At 71.2% G+C, this 18224-nt stretch carries 13 protein-coding genes; 6 read left to right on the top strand and 7 right to left on the bottom strand.

The genetic code is table 11. The annotated features are described in order from the left end of the window. Positions 1-53 precede the first annotated feature (53 nt). On the top strand, positions 54-941 hold the full coding sequence (locus R2B38_RS49895; RefSeq protein WP_318022828.1) for an SDR family NAD(P)-dependent oxidoreductase: 888 nt from the start codon (positions 54-56) through the stop codon (positions 939-941). Positions 942-1086: 145 nt separating this feature from the next. On the opposite strand, the gene R2B38_RS49900 is transcribed toward R2B38_RS49895, so the two are convergent. Continuing rightward, positions 1087-3360: a M4 family metallopeptidase gene (locus R2B38_RS49900; RefSeq protein WP_318022829.1), complete on the bottom strand. Its 2274-nt coding sequence runs from the start codon at positions 3358-3360 to the stop codon at positions 1087-1089. Between the two features lie 546 nt (positions 3361-3906). Between R2B38_RS49900 and R2B38_RS49905 the strand changes: the two genes are divergently transcribed. Beyond that, a complete protein-coding gene (locus R2B38_RS49905) occupies positions 3907-5334 on the top strand; it encodes a PP2C family protein-serine/threonine phosphatase (RefSeq protein ID WP_318022830.1) in 1428 nt (475 codons plus the stop codon). Between the two features lie 61 nt (positions 5335-5395). Here the strand turns inward: R2B38_RS49905 and R2B38_RS49910 are convergent, their stop codons facing one another. Further along, a complete protein-coding gene (locus R2B38_RS49910; RefSeq protein WP_033280695.1) occupies positions 5396-6916 on the bottom strand; it encodes a hypothetical protein in 1521 nt (506 codons plus the stop codon). 242 nt (positions 6917-7158) lie between these two features. Between R2B38_RS49910 and R2B38_RS49915 the strand changes: the two genes are divergently transcribed. Both R2B38_RS49915 and R2B38_RS49920 read left to right on the top strand, forming a co-directional pair. Further along, a complete protein-coding gene (locus tag R2B38_RS49915) occupies positions 7159-8304 on the top strand; it encodes an aminoglycoside phosphotransferase family protein (RefSeq protein WP_318022831.1) in 1146 nt (381 codons plus the stop codon). A gap of 312 nt (positions 8305-8616) precedes the next feature. Continuing rightward, a complete protein-coding gene (locus tag R2B38_RS49920; RefSeq protein WP_318022832.1) occupies positions 8617-10587 on the top strand; it encodes a peptidoglycan recognition family protein in 1971 nt (656 codons plus the stop codon). 7 nt (positions 10588-10594) lie between these two features. Here R2B38_RS49920 and R2B38_RS49925 read toward each other — a convergent pair whose 3' ends face one another. Beyond that, on the bottom strand, positions 10595-11092 hold the full coding sequence (locus R2B38_RS49925; RefSeq protein ID WP_033280692.1) for a hypothetical protein: 498 nt from the start codon (positions 11090-11092) through the stop codon (positions 10595-10597). Positions 11093-11217: 125 nt separating this feature from the next. Then, entirely contained in the window at positions 11218-14115 is a 2898-nt protein-coding gene (locus R2B38_RS49930; RefSeq protein ID WP_318022833.1) for a helix-turn-helix transcriptional regulator, read from the bottom strand. Positions 14116-14352: 237 nt separating this feature from the next. On the opposite strand from R2B38_RS49930, the gene R2B38_RS49935 reads away from it, so the two are divergent. Next, entirely contained in the window at positions 14353-15024 is a 672-nt protein-coding gene (locus R2B38_RS49935) for a pyridoxal 5'-phosphate synthase (protein WP_318022834.1), read from the top strand. Positions 15025-15090: 66 nt separating this feature from the next. Here R2B38_RS49935 and R2B38_RS49940 read toward each other — a convergent pair whose 3' ends face one another. The 3 genes from R2B38_RS49940 to R2B38_RS49950 all read right to left on the bottom strand — a co-directional run bounded on the left by R2B38_RS49940 (position 15091) and on the right by R2B38_RS49950 (position 17160). After that, on the bottom strand, positions 15091-15996 hold the full coding sequence (locus R2B38_RS49940; RefSeq protein ID WP_318022835.1) for a universal stress protein: 906 nt from the start codon (positions 15994-15996) through the stop codon (positions 15091-15093). A 127-nt stretch (positions 15997-16123) separates the two neighbouring features. Further along, positions 16124-16525 carry a PPOX class F420-dependent oxidoreductase gene (locus tag R2B38_RS49945; protein WP_318022836.1) on the bottom strand — a complete coding sequence of 134 codons (402 nt, stop codon included), beginning with the start codon at positions 16523-16525 and terminating at the stop codon, positions 16124-16126. Between the two features lie 32 nt (positions 16526-16557). Further along, positions 16558-17160: a TetR/AcrR family transcriptional regulator gene (locus R2B38_RS49950; RefSeq protein WP_318022837.1), complete on the bottom strand. Its 603-nt coding sequence runs from the start codon at positions 17158-17160 to the stop codon at positions 16558-16560. A gap of 84 nt (positions 17161-17244) precedes the next feature. On the opposite strand from R2B38_RS49950, the gene R2B38_RS49955 reads away from it, so the two are divergent. Then, positions 17245-18213 (top strand): oxidoreductase, encoded by a 969-nt coding sequence (locus tag R2B38_RS49955; RefSeq protein WP_318022838.1) that lies wholly within the window; start codon positions 17245-17247, stop codon positions 18211-18213. The last annotated feature ends 11 nt before the right edge of the window (positions 18214-18224 follow it).

Below are 18224 nucleotides of genomic sequence, written 5' to 3' on the forward strand. Positions count from 1 at the left end.
TGGTGCGTAACTTTCGTTGGACGCACACTCGCCGGGTTCCTACCGTGGCAGTCATGAACGTTTCGCGCATCGCCCTCGTCACGGGCGCCAACCAAGGACTCGGCCGCGCCCTCGTCGAAGGCCTGGCCGCCCGCATGGGCCCCGACGACCTGGTCCTGCTCACCGGACGCGACGAGCGGCGCGTCACCGACGCGGCCCACGAGGTCGCGGCCCTGCCCGGCACTCGCAGCCGCGTCGAGGGCCGGGTCCTGGACGTCACCGACACCGACGCCATCGCCGACCTCGCCGCCGAGCTCCGGCAGGACCACGGCGGGGTCGACATCGTGATCTCGAACGCCGTGGCCCGGGTGCTGCCCGGGGAGTCCCAGGCGGCGCGCGCCGACGAGTTCATCGACGTGTCCAACACCGCGACCCACGCGCTGCTGCGTTCCTTCGGTCCCGTCCTGCGCCCGGGCGGCCGGTTCCTCGTCGTGGCCAGCAGCCTCGGCACGCTCGGGCATCTCGACCCCGCGCTGCACGACCTGTTCGACGGCGCGAGCCTGGACCAGGTCGAGTACGCCGTCGAGTCCTGGCGCGGCGCCGTCCACCACCGGACCACGGCCGAGGCGGGCTGGCCGCTCTGGCTGAACGTGCCCTCGAAGGTGGCCCAGGTCGCCGCCGTCCGCGCGGTCGCCGCCGAACGCCGCGAACACGACCTCGCGACCGGCACGTTGATCGCCTCGGTCTGCCCGGGCATGGTCGACACGGACACCTCCCGCCCCTGGTTCAGCGACTTCAGCCAGGCCCAGTCCCCCGCCGACGCGGCGGCCGCCGTCCTCGACCTCGTCTTCGCCGAGCACGTCGACCCCACCCACTACGGCGAGTTGGTGCGCTTCGGCAAGGCCCTGGACTGGTACGGGGGCACACCGCCGGTGGAGCAGGACCGGCTGATCACGCCGTGACGGCGGCACGTCGTACAACTGGCTGAGCATGCCGACGGGTTCTGGCCGCGCCTTCGTGCGTACAGGCGCGGCCAGAACCAACTCGGGCATTCAAGAACCGAGTCCGAACCTCTCAGCCTCCGACTACGAGGCTGGACAGGTCAGTTCACGGAGTGAGCTGCCACTGCTCGATGTAGCCGACGTCGAGCGCGGCACGGTCCTGCACCCGCAACTTCCAGGTGCCGTTGACCGGTTGGGCGGAGGCGTCGACGGTGAAGGTCTGGTCGACGTTGTCGGCGGAGCCGCCGGAGCGGTTCAGCAGGGAGTAGACGGTGCCGTTCGGGCCGACGAGGTCGACGGTCAGGTCGCCGCGGTAGGTGTGGACGATCTTGACGTAGACCTGGGTGGTGGCCGAGGCGTTGCCGTCGCGGCCGGTGACCGTGATCGGGGACTCCACGGCGCCGGCGTTGTCGGGGATGTCGACGCGGGTGCCGCTGGCGTAGATGTTGGCGATCCGCCAGCTGAAGGCGACGGTGGCACTCGCGCCCGTGTCGTCGGTGACGGTCAGCGTGACGTCACTGGTGCCGAGGGTGGTCGGGACGCCGGAGATCAGACCGGTGCTGCTGATGGTCAGTCCGTCGGGCAGTCCCGTGGCCGAATAGGTCAGGCCCGCACCGGAGTTGGTGGTGTACGCGTCCGTCTGCAGGGACACGGCCTGGCCGACTCCGCTGATCTGGGCGGCGACCGGGGCCACGTTGACGCCGAGCGCGATCCGGCTGCCGACGTTGATCGCCGCCCACGCGTCGGCCACGGCCAGGTAGGTCGGGCTGTAGGCGCCGAAGAGGTCGGCGGCGGCCTGCAGGGTCGCGGTGCGGGCACCGGCGTAGTTCGTGGACGAGGTCATGTACGTGGTGAGCGCCCGGTACCAGACCTTCTGGGCGTTGTCGATGCCGATGCCGGCGACGGGCACGCCGTCGTAGGTCGGGCTGTCGTAGGCGACGCCGTTGACGGTCTTCGCGCCGCTGCCCTCGGACAGCAGGTAGAAGAGGTGGTTGGCCGGGCCCGAGGAGTAGTGGACGTCGACACTGCCGAGCGTCGAGCTCCAGTAGTCGCGGGACGCGCCGTCCTTGGAGGGCTTGTCCATGTAACGCAGCGGTGTGCCATTGCCGTTGATGTCGATCTTCTCGCCGACCATGTAGTCGGGGACGTCGGCGGGCAGGTTCTCGTGGAACTCCACCGCGGCGGCGAAGATGTCCGAGGTCGCCTCGTTGAGGCCGCCCGACTCACCGGAGTAGGTGAGGCCGGCGGTGGCGGCGGTGACGCCGTGGCTCATCTCGTGCGCGGCCACGTCCAGCGCGGTCAGCGGGTGGGTGTTGCCCGAGCCGTCGCCGTAGGTCATGCAGAAGCAGGTGTCGTCCCAGAACGCGTTGACGTAGTTGTTGCCGTAGTGGGCCCGGCTGTAGGCGGCCACGCCGTCGTTGCGTATGCCGTTCCGCCCGAAGACGTCCTTGTAGTAGTCCCAGGTCGCCGCCGCGCCGAACGCGACGTCCACGCCCGCGGTCTGCCGGTTGCTCTGGGTTCCGTCGCCCCAGACATCGTTGTCATCAGTGAAGAGGGTGCCGGTGCCGGAGGTGCCCTGGTTCAGGTCGTAGGTCTTGTGTCCGGCGCGGTCGCCGTCGACGAGTTGGTACGTCGACCCGGAGAGCGTGGTGCTGAGCGGGACCGATCCGTTGAACTGGCCGGTGCCGGTGCCCGTTTCGATGCCCTGGTACTGGAAGACGGCCTTGCCGGAGTCGGCGTCGGTGATCACATGGAGCTCGCTGGGCGTGCCGTCGTCCTGGAAGCCGCCGACCACCGCCTCCCAGGCGAGGACGGGCTTGGCTCCGGCGGCCCAGACGACGAGCCGCGGGGCGCCGTCGAGCTTGGCCTTCTCGCCGCCCGCCTTGGACGCCGCCGCGAGCGCCTTGGTCTGCACCGTCGCCGACGTCACGTTCGGGGTGATGTCCGGCAGGGCCAGGTCGGCCTTCGCCGCCTTCGTGACGCTGAGGCGGCCGCTCTTGGCGTGGACGACCAGGTCCCCGCCGAGGACGGGCAGTCCGGCGTACGTCCGCTCGTAGCGGGTGTGGGTCGTGCCGTCGGCGTCCTGGCTGACGTCCTTGACGACGAGCTTCTCCTTGGCGCCGAGGCCGAGGGTCTTCGCGGTGCTCTTCACGGCCGCGCCCGCGCTCTTGAGGAGGGCGGCGTGCTTCGACGGCGACAGGGCGGCCGGGGCCGCTCCGGCCCGCGGGGTGGCCAGGATCTTCGCGGCGGCGGTGTGCCCGCCGGGAGCGGCGGAGGCGGCGCCGGTCTGCATGCCGGCCGCCAACAGGGTGCCGACTGCGGTCAGTACAAGGGCTGCGGTGTATCTGGGGTGGTGCGGATAACGGTCATGCCGGGTCAAGGCGTTCTCCTTATGTGGGGTGGTCGGACTCGGTGGAGTCCTGGAGAGCGGGTCGGGCCGGGGTACGGCCGTCCGGCGGGCGCGCGGGTGTGAGGAGGAGGGGTGAGGAGGGAGTGAACGCTCGGTGAGCGTGGTGCACAGCAGCGTGGCACCACGTCCACAGAATTGTCATGGCTATAACAAAGCAACGGCTCAAAATGACTGGTGCGTACTGCGGATCACTCGCTGGAGCAACACTTTTCAGCCGCACGCCGGGCGTCGGATGCCCGCCCCGCGCGTGAACGCGAAGCCGTCGAACAGGTGGTTGAATGACGGGCCTGAAGGGTAATCAGTCCTTCAACTCGCGTACTGCGCATACGACTTGCCCCACCAGGGCGGCCGCGCCACGAGCACGGCACCAGCCGCCCGTGAAGACGCTGGCATATGCCAGAAGCACCACCGGATCGTGTGTTGCCAAATCCCTTACAGGGCGTCGCAGCCTGTGCGACAGTCGTAACCGGTCCCTCCATCCGCCTTGGTCGTACCGTCCCCGCATCGGAGCGCGTCATGCCGTCCCACCTCTCTGCGGACCTCCCCGCCACCCAGCCGCCCGCGCGCGGTTCGGTCGACGCGCTGATATCGCAGGCGCGGCGGCTCATGGGTGACGTGGACGCCGTACGACGGGACGCGCAGCACGACGGCGCCGACCCCCGGGAGCGGTGGCAGCGGGCACTGTGCGATCTGGCGCTGCATCAACTCAACGATCTCGACGAGCACTTGGCCCAGTTGCGGGACGGCCCGCCGCCCGTGCCCGCGGCCGTGGAAGCGGCGCCGGCCCCGACCTCCGTACCGGAAACGCCTCGGGACGACTCGCTGCTCAGCCGGGTCGGCAGTGCCGAGTGGAATCTCCTGACGGACGAGGCGAGTTGGTCCGGGGAGCTGTACCAGATCCTCGGCCGTGACCCGGCCGCTCCCCCGCTCACCCTCGACGAACTGCCGTCCCTGATCCTCGACGAGGACCGGCCCGCGCTGACCGCGATGGTCACGGACTGCCTGATCGACGCCAAGCCGATCGACGGCGAGTTCCGCATCGTCCGGCCCGACGGTGCCGTACGGACGGTGCACATGATGGGCGAGCCCGTGCTCGACGCCGACGGTGGCACCGCCTCGATGTGGGCCGTGCTGCGGGACGTCAGCGAACTGCGCCGCAGCCAGCGGACGGTGAGCGAGACCCGTGACTCGCTGCAGATCCACCGGCATCACGCGCAGACCGAGCGCCGGCTCGCGGTCGAGCTGCAGGAAGCCGTGCTGCCGCCGTGGCGCGGTTCCCTGCGGCTCCCGCACCAGGGGCCGGAGACACTGGACCTGGCCGCCCGCTATCTGCCCTCCTCCACGAGCGCGCTGATCGGCGGCGACTGGTACGACGCCCTCCAACTCTCCGATGGGGCAACGCTGTTGAGCGTCGGCGACCTCACCGGACACGGTGTCGCCGTCACCTCGGGCATGGCGATGCTGCTCGGCGCCCTGCGCGGGATGGCGATGGCCGGCACCGAGCCCGGTCAACTGATGTCCTGGCTCAACCAGTTACTCGATGCCACCGTGCAACCGGCCCTGGGCAGCGCGGTGTGCTGCCGCTACCGGCCCGAGACCCGCACCCTGGCGTGGGCGCAGGCAGGGCACCCCGCCCCGCTGCTGTTCCGCGGCGGGACGGGGCGCGTGCTGAGCGCACCGGACGGCGTCCTGCTCGGCGCCACCTCGGGAGCGGCCTACGGACAGGCCGAGGAGACCCTCGAAGCGGGCGACCTGCTGCTGCTGCACACCGACGGACTGGTGCCGGGGCACAGCGGACCGGAGGCCGTGGGCCGACTCCTCGACCTGGCCCCGCGGTTCGGCGAGGCGCGCACCGCACAGGACTGCGTACGGATGGTCGTGGAGGAGTTCGGCGACACCGAGCGCGCGGACGACGCGTGCGTGCTCGTCGCCAGGACGACCTGACCAACAGCCTCTGACCGAGCATCCTTTGACGGACAGTCAGCTACTCGAAATCCCGAACTCCCTATACCTGTGCGCTGTTGCCGCCGCCCTTGGCCCTCGGGCTCTTCGACTGTGCCTTCTGTGTCTTCGGCAGCGCGAGTGCGATCTCCTCCCGCAGTTCGTGGATCCTCGGATAACCGGCGTACTGGGCGGTCAGCCGGTACATCTCGCGCAGCCGGTCCCAGGTGCGGTGGGAGGAGTTCGATCCCATCGACGCGAGGGCCAACCGCGCGTACCTGTCCGCCTGTTCGGGGTCGTCGGCGATGAAGCAGGCCGAGGCCATCGACAGGAAGTCGAAGATCTTCGACCGCTGCCGTCCGTCGACCCGCAGCGCCAGGGCCTTCGCCGCGAAGTACTGGGCGTGCACGGCCGCTCCGGGCTCGTGCTCGGCCAGGGTGCGGTAGGCCAGGGCCTGCATGCCGTAGAGATCCTCCTCCTTGAACGTCTGCATCCAGCTCGGGGGCGGTACGTCGCCGCGGTCGGAGACGAAGAGGTCCTCCGCCTGGCCGAGGGTGCGGCGCATCGCCTGGCCCTTGCCCATCGACGCCTGTGCCCAGGCCTCGATGGTGCACAGCATCGCCTGGGTGCGCGGCAGCACCTCGTCACCGGAACCGGTCTTGGCGAGTTTCATGAGATCGAGTGCGTCGTCGGGCCGGCCCAGGTGCACCATCTGGCGAGCCGCCCGTGAGAGCGCCTCCCCGGCGCGGGGCCGGTCACCGCCCTCTCGGGCCGCGTGGGCGGCGATGACGAAGTACTTCTGGGCCGTGGGCTCCAGGCCGACGTCGTGCGACATCCAGCCCGCGAGAACGGCGAGGTTGGCGGCGACGCCCCACAGGCGCCGCTGCAGATCGGCCGGGTGCCGGTAGGCGAGCATGCCGCCCACCTCGTTGAGCTGTCCCACCACGGCCTTGCGCTGCAGCCCGCCGCCGCGGGCCGCGTCCCAGGCGCGGAACACCTTGACGGACTCCTCCAGTTCCTCGATCTCCTGCGACCCGATGGGGGCGGCCTCATAGCGGTCGAACCCAGCGGGGTCGGCGTGCAGGGGATCGTCGAACCGGGGAGCATCGGCGGAGAGAGTCGGATCGGAGTGCAGCCATGCGTGCATGGCGCTGCTGAGTGCGGAGCCTGCGGCGAGCGCGGCGCCCGCGCCCACCAAGCCGCGTCGGTTGAGCATGAGGTCCATTCCCGTGAATTCGGTGAGGACCGCAGCTGTCCGTTCGGGCGCCCACGGCACACCGTCGGGATGTTCCACACTCCCGTCGTCGGGCCGTTTTCCCGTACGCCCGTGCCGGACCAGACCGAGGTCCTCGATGGTCACGACACGGCCGAGACGCTCGGTGAACAGAGCCGCCAGCACCCTCGGCACCGGATCGCGCGGGATCTCCCCCGTGTCGATCCAACGCCGTACCCGCGAGGTGTCGGTCGACAGCTGGGGGTGGCCCATGGCCGCCGCCTGCCTGTTGACCCGCCGCGCGAGCTCGCCCTTGGACCAGCCGGCCAGGCCGAACAGGTCCGAGAGACGGGAGTTGGGTTGTCCGTTCACGTCAAGCCCCCAGGTTCTCGGCTGACTTGAACATAGCCCGGTGCGCTGTGCCGGGCGACTATTCGCCAGGGTTCGCCAGGGTGCGCCAGATGGTGTGCCACTGCGCATCTGGTGTCAGGTAGGAACGCGCCACCCCGACCCGGTCCCCGAGGAACACTCCCCAGGGTGCGCCAGCGGGACCGGGCCGGGAGCGCGCTTGATTGGACAGGCACTGCAGGCACACGAAGGGATCTGTTTCTCCCATGTACACAGCATCGTCCTCCGTGTCCGCCCCGCCCCGGTCGCTGCACCCCCGCCCGGGCGCCGGCGGCCCCTACCTCGACCCGGCGCGGCCGGCGGCCGGCCCCGTGCTCGGTGCGGGCAGGCCGCGGCGCGTTCCCGGGCTCGGCCCCCAACCCCTCAGCGGGAGACTCGACTTGTCCGGCCCTCAGGGCGCCCAGCTGCGTACGGCGATCGCGTCGGTGCACCGGATCTGCCCGGAGTTCGCTCCGGTGCAGGTGCTACGCCGCAACGGGCGCTCCGTGCTCCTGGTCGGAACGACCGGACGCAGCACGGCCGTAGCGAAGTGTTTACTGGACCACTCCCCCGCGTGGGCCGAGCGGATCCGGCACGAGATAGCCGCATACCGTTCGTTCGTCCGGCACCGCCCGCCGGTGCGGGTGCCGCGGCTGATCGCGGCGGACCCGGACAACTGCACGCTGGTCATCGAGCGGATGCCGGGCCGGGTGGCGGCGCTGCACCGGCACCCGGCACAGGCTCCGCCGCGGGCGGACATCCGGGCGGCGCTCGGCTCGATCTGCCGGCTGAACGCCTGGCGGCCGCCGGCGGGCACGTTCGACGCCCCGCTGGACTACGCGGCCCGCATCTCGCGCTATCACGAGCTGGGGCTGCTCACCGACCGGGACATGGGAGACCTGCAGAAGCTGCTGCACGGCATCGCGCACTCGGCGGGCCGCGGCGGGATGGGCCAGTTCTGTCACGGTGACGCCCTGCTGTCCAACATCCTTCTCTCACCGGCCGGTCCAGTGCTGGTGGACTGGGAACACGCGGGCTGGTACCTGCCGGGCTACGACCTGGCCACGCTCTGGGCGGTCCTCGGGGACGCGCCGGTGGCCCGGCGGCAGATCAGTCAGATCGCGCAGTCGGCGGGACCGGCGTCGCGTGACGCGTTCCTGGTGAACCTGATGCTGGTGCTGACCCGGGAGATCCGTACCTACGAGATGGCCGTGCAGCGTTCGATGCACGACTCGGCCCCGGCGGCACCGGGAGTGGTGGCCCACCCGGGTGCTGCGCCGTCCGGCGAGGAACAACGGCTGCTGCTGAGGCGGCTGCACGACGACTGCCAGATGGCCCGCCGGGCCGTGCGTGCGGCGGTCGGCACTCGCTGACGGGGACGAAGGTCCGCGGTACGCCCTGCAGCGGCGTACCGCGGACCTTCGTGTGTCCGGCCGACATATGGGCGACCTCTATGTGTCCGGCCTACATATATCTGCCGGGCCCCGCCGCACTCCCCCATTGGTGTACTCCACTGACGCCCCGCAGGCCCGGACACCACCGCCACGAAACTCCTCGCATCCCCCGTTGACATGGGAAATCGCCTTCCTCTGGGCATGATTGACGGATCGTCGGCCAGCCGGTACCACTGACGCACGCCCGGCCCCGCACGGTTCATGACAATCCCACCGTCCCAGGAGGCTGCATTGCGAGGATCCTCGACCGACCCCACCCGCTCTCCCGGTCACAGACGCGCGCGCCGGTCCGCCGGCGCACTCGCCACCGCCGCCCTGCTGCTGCCCCTGCTGGGCGCGGCCCCCTCGGCGAGCCCCACCGACTCCTCCGCCTCCACCCTCCAGCGGGCGTTCGCGTCGGCGTCCGCCCAGTACCACGTGCCGCAGACGGTCCTGCTGGCCGTCTCCTACCTCCAGTCCCGCTGGGACACGCACGGCGGAGCGCCCAGCGTGACCGGCGGCTACGGCCCGATGCACCTCACCGACGCCCGCACCGCCCTCGCCGCGACGGAGCACCTGAGCGAAGGCACCGAGGACCCCCGCGGCGACAGCGCCCGCGCCGCCCTGCACCCCACCGCGCAGATCCCGGCGGACTCCCAACTCCCCGCCCGCCTCAAGACGTTGACGAAGGCGGCCGAGCTGACCGGTCTTCCGGCAACCGACCTGCGTACCGACGAGACCGCGAACGTGGCGGGCGGCGCGGCCCTCCTGGCCGACGCCCAGAAGAACCTCGGTGAGTCGCTGAGCGCGGACCCGGCCGACTGGTACGGCGCGGTCGCGCGCTTCTCCGGAGCCGACGACACGGCCACGGCGGCCGCGTATGCCAACGATGTCTACGACGTCATCCACACCGGCGAGGCGCGCACCACGGACGCCGGACAGCAGGTCGCGCTGGCCGCCCAGCCGGACCTCGCGCCCGACACCGCGCAGCTGAAGGAGACCGGCCTGCGCACGGTCGCCGCCGGTGACACGGAATGCCCGAAGAAGGTGTCCTGCGAGTGGATCCCGGCGCCGTACTCCCAGTTCGGGACCGACGACTACGGCAACCACGACCTGGGCGACCGGCCCGCGTCGCAGAGCATCAAGTACATCGTCATCCATGACACGGAAGGCCAGTGGGCCGGTGTCCTGAACCTGGTCCAGGACCCCACCTATGTGTCCTGGAACTACACGATCCGCTCCACCGACGGTCTGATCGCCCAGCATGTGAAGGCCAAGGACGTGGCCTGGCACGCGGGCAACTGGTACATCAACGCCAAGTCGATCGGCATCGAGCACGAGGGCTTCCTCGCCGCGCCGGACGCCTGGTACACGGAGGCGATGTACCGCTCGTCGGCGCGACTGGTGTCGTACCTGACGAAGAAGTACGGCATCCCGCTGGACCGGCAGCACATCCTCGGCCACGACAACGTGCCCGGGCCGACGACGTCCACGGTCCCCGGGATGCACACCGACCCGGGCCCGTACTGGGACTGGGCGCACTACTTCGACCTGCTGGGCCACCCGGTCAAGCAGACCGCGAAGAAGGGCGGCGGTCTGGTGACGATCCGCCCCGACTACGCCACGAACCAGCCGGTGTACACGGGCTGCGTCACCGCCGGCCAGCCGTGCGCGGTGCACGGGTCGAGCGAGGTCCGGCTGTACTCCGGGCCCGGTGAGACCTACCCCCTGATCAAGGACATCGGCCTCGGCACGACCCCGACGACCGGCGTCAACGACCTGTCCTCACGGGTGTCCACCGGGCAGCAGTACGCGGTGGCCGACCGTTCCGGGGACTGGACGGCGATCTGGTACCTCGGTCAGGAGGCCTGGTTCAAGAACCCGAAGAAGCAGCCCACCGCGGTGAAGGCGGCCGGTCTGGTGGTGACGCCGAAGGAGGGTGCGGACAGCGTCCCGGTCTACGGCCGCGCCTACCCCGAGGCCTCGGCCTATCCGGCGGGAGTGCCCGCCCAGGCGATCTCGCCGCTGCCGTACAAGCTGCTCAAGGGCCAGAAGTACGTGGTCGGTGACAAGCTGCCCGGCGAGTACTACTACGCGGTCACCTTCACCACCGACTCGCACAAGGTCGTCGTAGGAAAGGATCTCTACTACGAGATCCAGTACGGCCACCGGGTGGAGTTCGTGCGCGCCGCCGACGTGACGGTGGAGCGGTCCAGCCGGTAGCCGTGCCTCAGCCCTGCTGGAACAGTTCCGCCGGGAGCGGTTTCAGCAGGGCGTAGAGGTCGTCCGTGATGGGGCGGTCCCAGGCGGCGATGGTGACCAGGACGTTGTCGCTGCGGTCGAACTGGACGCAGGAGATCCGGCTCTCGGAGAGCTTGAGGCGGCGCACGATCAGCAGGTTGTCGCCCTGCATCACCGGCATGTCCTCGACGCCTACGACGGTCACCTCCTCGTCGTTCTCCAGCGCGAGGAGCAGCTGCGCGACCTCGAACGGGATCTCGTCCTCGGCGACGTCACGGGCGGGCGAGCCCTCCGGCAGGTTGCCGATGACCATCGCGGGGCCGCGGCCGCCGAAGAGGTCGTACCGCAGGAACACGCCCTGGCAGGTGCCGTCGGGCGCGGGCAGCAGACCGGCACCGAGGTTCCCGGGCCAGTCGCCCGGGTCCATGGCCAGCACATCGAATTCGGGGCCGGCGGGGGTGGCGCTGCGGCGGCGGAGGAACGACATGCAGCAATGGTACGGGGTGCCGTCCGGCGGTGTGGCCGTGGCCGTTTGCCGGGTGCCTGTTCGTTGTCGAGTGCGGGTGTGTGGGGGCTGGGCGCGCAGTTCCCCGCGCCCCTAGGGGGTTGGCCCTACGTTGGTTTGATCAGTGCCGATTCCAGGCCGGTGTGGTCCGTGCCCAGTTTTCGGTAGGCCGCTGACAGGAGGCGTACTGCCGTTTGTTCGTCCGTGTGGAGTTCTACGGCTATCTCGTGGTCGGTGCTGCCCTCGGCGGCCAGGGTTGCGGCCGCACGTTCCTGGGTCGTGAGGGTGTCGGTTTCTGGGCTGTGGAGGCGGCGGGGGCGTAGGCCTGCTGCTGCCAGTTCGGCTCGGGCGGTGTCCGCGAGGCCGTCTGCGCCGCATTGGACGGCTGCGTCGAGGCCTCGGTAGAGGTGGTCGGCGGCTTCCTTGGGCCTGCCTGCTCGGCGGAGTTCGGTGCCGAGGGCGACCAGGGCGCAGGCCAACTCGTAGGCGGCTGGGGAGCGTTCGAGGTGGGTGACGGATTCTTCGAGGAGTTTGGCTCGGGCCGAGCCGGTGGAGACCTCGGCGGCGATGCGCAGGGCCTGGCCGATGGCGGAGGGGGTGCCGAACTGGCGGGCACGGGCGACCGCTTCGTCGGCGGTGGCGACGGCGCGCTCAGGGGTGTCGTGGCGTTCGGCGCGGGCGAGGTGGAGCTGCCAGGGGCACCAGGCCGGGTTGCGGATGCCGCGGGGGTCCAGACGGCGGCCGGCGGCGGCCAGTTCGGCGGCTGCCTCCTTGGCGAGGCCGCGGGCCAGGAGCAGTTCGCCGTAGACGGTCTGGGCGTCCGGGAAGACCACGGCGGCCGGGAAGGGCTCCGCGAAGGCGTGGTCCTCGGCGAGTTGGGTGGCTTCCGCAACCCGTCCGCGGGCCAGCAGGACCTCGATGAGGATGCCGGTGCCGTACCAGTAGACGGGGGTGCCGGGTCCCACGCGTTCGGCCAGGCGCAGGCCCGCGCGGGCGAAGTCCTCGGCCTCGGCGAGGCGGCCGCGCCGGTAGCGGAGGTAGCCGAGGAAGGTGTAGCCGAAGGACAAGTGGGCGCCGCGCCAGCCCTGTTGCTCGAAGTCGGCGATGCCGGTGGCGAAGAGTTCCTCCGCACGGCCCGGTCGGTCGCAGTACATGAAGGTGAGGGCGACCAGCACCGGCACCTCGAAACCGCGGTCGGCCTCCGCCCAGCCGAGGCCGCCGGCCAGCGCGCGTTCGGCGTGGTGCAGGGCGACATGTGCGGGTTCACCGCGGAGTACGGCGTCCCAGGTGCGCAGGCCGATGATGTACCGCTCGGTGAGGTCGCGGCCCTTGAGGCGGTCGGCAAGTTTGGTGAGGCGGCGGGAGCGGGAGGGGTGGTCGGGTTCGTCGGCGCGGAAGGCGTCCCACATGAACTGCTCGGAGAGCATGCGGAGTTTGACCCGGGCGTCGCCGGTCACGCGGATCTCGCGGGCGAGGGTGTCGGAGGCCTCGGCGAGGCGGTCGCTGTGGGCGAGGACCTGGGAGAGGCGGTAGACGATGTTCTGCCGGAGGCCCGCGTCGCTGATCGGCTCTTCGAGGGCGGCCCGCAGATGGTTGACGGTGGTCGCCGGTTCGGTGAGCAGAGAGGCGCTGCCCAATTCGTACAGGACGGCGGCCCGGTCGTCGAAGGGCGGGGGTTCGCGCAGGGCGCGGGCGAGGTAGCTGCGGGCCGTGTCGGGGGCGCCCGCGCGCAGGGTCTCGCCGGCGGCCGCGCGGAGTTGCTGAACCACCCAGTTGTCGCCGTCGGGGTGGGTCTCCATGAGGTGGCGGGCGGCGACGGAGGGGCCCTGGCCCTCGTTGATGACGCACCAGGCGGCCTGGCCGTGCAGGGCCACGCGGACGCCGGCGGGGATGGCGCGGTAGACGGCGGTGGCGATGAGCGGGTGCACGAATTCGAGGGTGCCCGCGGTGGTCAGCGTGGCGGTCAGGATGCGGGCGCCGCGCAGCGCGTCGACGGCGTCGGCGGCCTCTTCGTGGCCGAGCCCGGCGACGGCGGCGGCGAGCATCGGATGGGGCTCGGTGCCGAGGACCGCGCAGGCCCAGGCGTAGCGGACGGTCGAGGTGCCGAGCCGTTCGAGGCGGGTGGTGAGGCCACTGCCCTTGACGGCGGCTGCGAGGTCGCGCAGTTGGTTGGCCCCGGCCTCGGTGGGGGTCAGGCCCCGGTCGTGGATCTTGGCGGTGAGTTCGACGGTCTCGAAGGGGTTCCCCGCGGTGACGGCCCAGCACTCATGGCAGAACGCGTCGTCCGCGTCCTCGCCGAGCGTCTCCCGCACCAGGTCGGCGACGGCCGCGACACTGAGCGGTTCGAGGTCGAGGGGGCGTCCGCCGGCCCGGCCGGGCAGTCCCCTCAACGACTCGGCGTGGTCGGGGAGTTCGTCGGGCCGGTACGCGACCACGACCAGCAGCGGGAGTTGTTCGGCGCGGGGCGCGAACGCGGCCAGCCAGCCCAGGGATTCGGGGTCGGCCCAGTGCGCGTCGTCGAGGACGAGGACCATCGGGGCGCGCTTCACCGCGAGGTGGGTGAGCACCCAGTCGAGGCCGTCGCGCAGACCCTGCTGGTCCGGCGGGGAGCCTTCGGTGGGCGCGCACAGGCCGAGGGCGGGACCGACGATGTCGTACCAACTGCCCAGCGAGGCACGGAGATCGGCGTCGGCCGAGCCGGCGAACTGGGGTTGCAGCAGCTGGCGGGCGACGTGGAAGGCCACGCGCTGTTCCTGGTCGCCGCCCCGCGCGGAGAGCACGGTGCAGCCCTTGGCGGCGGCGCGACGGCGCACTTCGGCGAGGAGGGTGGTCTTGCCGATGCCGGCCCGTCCCGCGAAGGCGAGCAGGGCACCGCGGGGCCGGTCACCCGGTTCGCCGCCGTCCGTGCGCAGACCTGTCAGCTCGCCCAACGCATCGTCCACGGCGGCGAGTTCACTCTCCCGTTCGAAGAGTGTCCTTCTGCTGCGCGCACTCCGCTGCCCCATGCCATACCCCCTGCCACGGTGGTGCGCCCGCGCGGGGAGCGAACGCGCACCGTGAGCTACAGGGACCTCAGCGTACGCTTCCCAGGGGTCGCGCGACCCGGTAGTCGACGAAGGCGTACCGGCCGGTTTTCCTGTGTCTCCCGTGACGCCGGAGGCACGGTCCCCGCTTGATCAAGTCCCGCCCGAGACGGACGATGGGGTCATTGATCTCCCCTTCAGCCTCGGAGGCGAACGTCGATGGACGGTCTACGGCAACTGCTGCGCGACCTGGAGGTCTTCGCGGGTGAACTGCCCGCCTTCGATCCCTTGGCCGCGCCGGACACCCCGTCCGAGTTGTTCACTGAGTGGCTGCTGGGGGCGCTGGAGGCCGGTGTGCGCGAGCCGCACGCGATGACGGTCTCGACAGCGGGCGCCGACGGCAACCCGACGGCAAGGACCTTGATCCTCAAGGGTGTTGGGCCCGACGGCTGGCGGTTCGCGTCGGACGGCGGCAGCGTCAAGGCCCGCGATCTCGCCCAACGCCCTTTCGCCGCCCTGACGTTCTACTGGTCGCCGCTCGCCCGTCAGATCCGCGTGCGCGGTCCGGTCGTGGCGGCGGGTGCCGAGGACAGCGCGGCGGACTTCCTGGCTCGCAGCACCGGCGCCCGCGCGGAGGCCCTCGTCGGCCGCCAGTCACAGCCGCTCGCGGACCTCGCCGAACGGGACGCCGCCGTCAAGGAGTCGCTGGAACGCCTTGAGGACGACCCGGACCTCGTGGCCCCCGGCTGGACCCTGCACACCGTGCGCCCGGAGTCGGTCGAGTTCTGGCAGGGCGACAAGGAGCGTCGGCACACACGGCTTGTGTATGTCCGCGAGGGCGGGGACGGGGGCGAGGGGACCGGCTGGCGCAAGCAGTTGCTGTGGCCGTGAGCGCTAACTCCCCTGCAGCACACGCGACTTGATCCCAAGGCCGGCCGCAACCCTCGCGAGCGAACCTCACTCCTCCAACGGCGTCGGCGGCACCACCGCCACCGGGCTCGCCGAGTGCAGCAGGACCGCCTGGGTGACCGAGCCGAGCAGACGGGCCGGGGACAGCAGGCGGCGGCGGTGGCGGCCCACGACGACGAGGTCGGCGTCCTTGGAGGCGGCGACGAGGTGGCCGGCCGCGTCGCCCGGAGCGACGTACGGCTCGGTGGGGACGTCCGGGTGGTGTTCGCGGTGCGGGGCGAGGAGCGCCTCGGTGAGGGTGCGGGTCTCGTTCTCGATGGCGTCCTGGTCGATGACCGGCGGAACGAGTTCACCGGGGGACGCCCAGGCCTGCGGCGGCCACGGGTAGGCGGCGACGACCTGGAGGCGGGCTCCGCGCAGGGCGGCCTCGGCGAAGGCGAAGGCGAGGGTGGCCTCGTCGGGGCTGTCCACGTGCAGGCCGACGACCACGCGGGGTCCGGGTTCGGCCGGAATCTCGCCGTGGACCTCGCGGCCGGGCCGGGGAACCACGACGACGGGGCAGTCGGCGTCGCGGGCGGCGGCCATGCCGTTCGAGCCGAGCAGCAGGCTGGCGAAGCCGCCGCGGCCACGCGAGCCGAGCACCAACAGCTGCGCTGCGGAACCGAGTTCGGGCAGTACGGCGCCCGGTGCGCCCTGCAGCCGGAGGTACTCCATGACCGGCCGGTCGGCACGCCCTTCGACATACGTACGGACCTGGTCGAGCACCTCGTCCTCGTCCGGCTCCGGCGGCCCGGCGACCAGGACGCCGGGCGGCGTCCACGCGGCGGCGTACTGCCACACATGGACGACCCGCAACGGCGCCCCGCGCCCACGGGCCGCGTCGAGGGCCCAGTCCACGGCGCGCAGGCTGTCGTCCGAACCGTCGACCGCCGCGATGACCGGCAGGGTGCTCATGGGTTCCTCACCTCCGAAGTAACAGGACCTCCCCCTCCGGGGCCAGCCTGGCTCAGGCACCGGCTCCGGAAGGGTTCTCAAGGTCGCGTGTCCGGAAAATCGCGCGGGACACCCTTCCGAGCGGCGGTCATTCGCGGACGGCGATGGCGACGAGTCGGCGTTCGCGGCGCAGGACCCGGTCGAGGAGGTGCACCAGGCGGTACATGAAGAAGCGTCGCCTCATCATCTCCTCGACGCGGGCGGTCTCCGCGGGATCCAGGAGCCGGGCGGTCGCCCGCACCTCGGGTGCGTCGGCGGGGATGGTGCCCTTCATGTCGCAAGGGGCGATGGTGACTTGAGGGTTGTTGCGGATCCGCTTGGCCTTCCCGGTGTCCGGCGGTGTCAGGGCGTAGAGCGTGCCGTCCTGTACGAGGCTGCCGACGGGGGTGGGGACGCCCTGGCCGTTGCGGCGGAAGGTGGTCAGGCTGACGTGGCTGCCCCTGCCGATGCGGTCGAGAGCCTGGTCGAAGTCGGTGCGCGGGGTGGTCATGCGGGTCTCCAGAACTAGCGGGTTCTCGGCGGCTAGCGGGTTTCCCGGCCGGCGAGGGCACGGGCCGTGCGGGCGGCCTGCCGCTCGACGGAGGTGCGGGTGTTCCAGGGGCCGGGCAGCATGTCCTGCTGCTGGAACAGGGCCAGGCCGTGGGCTGCCGCGGCGATCTGGACGAGCAGGTCGAACGCCTCGTCCGGGTCGGGGGCGATGCGGCTGGTGACCGGCATCAGGTCGTCGTGCAACACACCGCCCGCCGCGGCCAGTTCGGGATGCCGGCTCTTGTCGAGGCCGGCCAGGAAGGTGATGTCGAAGAGGGCGCGCTCCTCGGCGGCGAACCGTACATAGGCCGTCGCGAAGGCCGCCAGCTGCTCGACCGGGTCCGTGTGCGAGGCCAGCGCGGTGCGGTAGCGGCGCCGCTGCTCCTCGTAGCCCTTCAGAGCCAGCGAGGCCAGCAGTGCCTCCCGGTCGCTGAAGTGCTTGTAAGGGGCCGACACGCTCACCCCGGCCCTCCGGCACGCCTCGGCGAGGGTGAACCCGTGCGGGCCGCGCTCGCCGACCAGGGCCAGGGCCGCCTCCTCCAGCGCGTTGCGCAGATCTCCGTGGTGGGTGCCGGTGGGGCGCCGTTTGACTGCCATGCGGCCAAGGGTAACACTATTCACCATAGGTAAATGGCATTCACCTCTCGCGGCCACCGGGCCCGTACTACTTCTGGAGGAACAATGACCGCATCGAAGCCCGCGCACTGGACAGCCCGGGACATCCCCGACCAGCACGGCCGCACCGCCGTGATCACCGGCGCCAACACCGGCATCGGATTCGAGACGGCCAAGGCCCTCGCCCTGCGCGGGGCGGAAGTCGTCATGGCGGTCCGGGACACCGACAAGGGCAAGCGCGCGGCCGAGGAGATCGCTCTCGCCGTACCGGCGGCGACGGTGCACGTCCAGCGACTCGACCTGAGTTCGCTCGCCTCGGTCCGCGAGACGGCCGGGGAACTACGAGATACCCACGCCCGGATAGACATGCTGATCAACAACGCCGGCGTGATGTACACCCCGTACCGGACGACCCCGGACGGCTATGAGCTGCAGTTCGGCACCAACCACCTGGGCCACTTCGCCCTGACCGGGCTCCTGTTGGACCTGCTGCCGGCCTCGTCCGCCTCCCGTGTCGTCACGGTCAGCAGCGCGGGCCACCGCATGGGCGGCCCGATCGATCTCGATGATCTCGACTGGCACACACGCGCGTACGACCGGACCGCCGCGTACGGGCACTCCAAGCTGGCCAACCTGCTGTTCACCTATGAACTCGACCGCAGACTGCCGGCGGGCGGGCCACTGGCCGTCGCCGCGCATCCCGGCGGCGCCGACACCACCGGTTCCCGGAGCGCGATGTCGCACTCCTCCGCCCTCACCCGCACGGCCTTCGCGGCGATCCGGCCGCTGCTCCTGCAGTCCCCCGAGAGGGGAGCACTTCCCGTGCTGCGCGCCGCGACCGACCCGGACGTACGGGGCGGTGAGTACTACGGCCCACGCGGATTCCAGCAGAGCAAGGGGTACCCCAAGGTGGTCCGCTCCAGCCCGCAGTCCTACGACACGTCGCTGCGGCGCCGCCTGTGGGCGCTCTCCCAGGACATGACCGGCATCGAGTTTCCAACGGACACGCAGCCCGGCCGCCACCCTCACGAGTGAAGGCCGGGCTG

It is taken from the genome of Streptomyces sp. N50 (assembly GCF_033335955.1).
GTDB lineage: Bacteria > Actinomycetota > Actinomycetes > Streptomycetales > Streptomycetaceae > Streptomyces.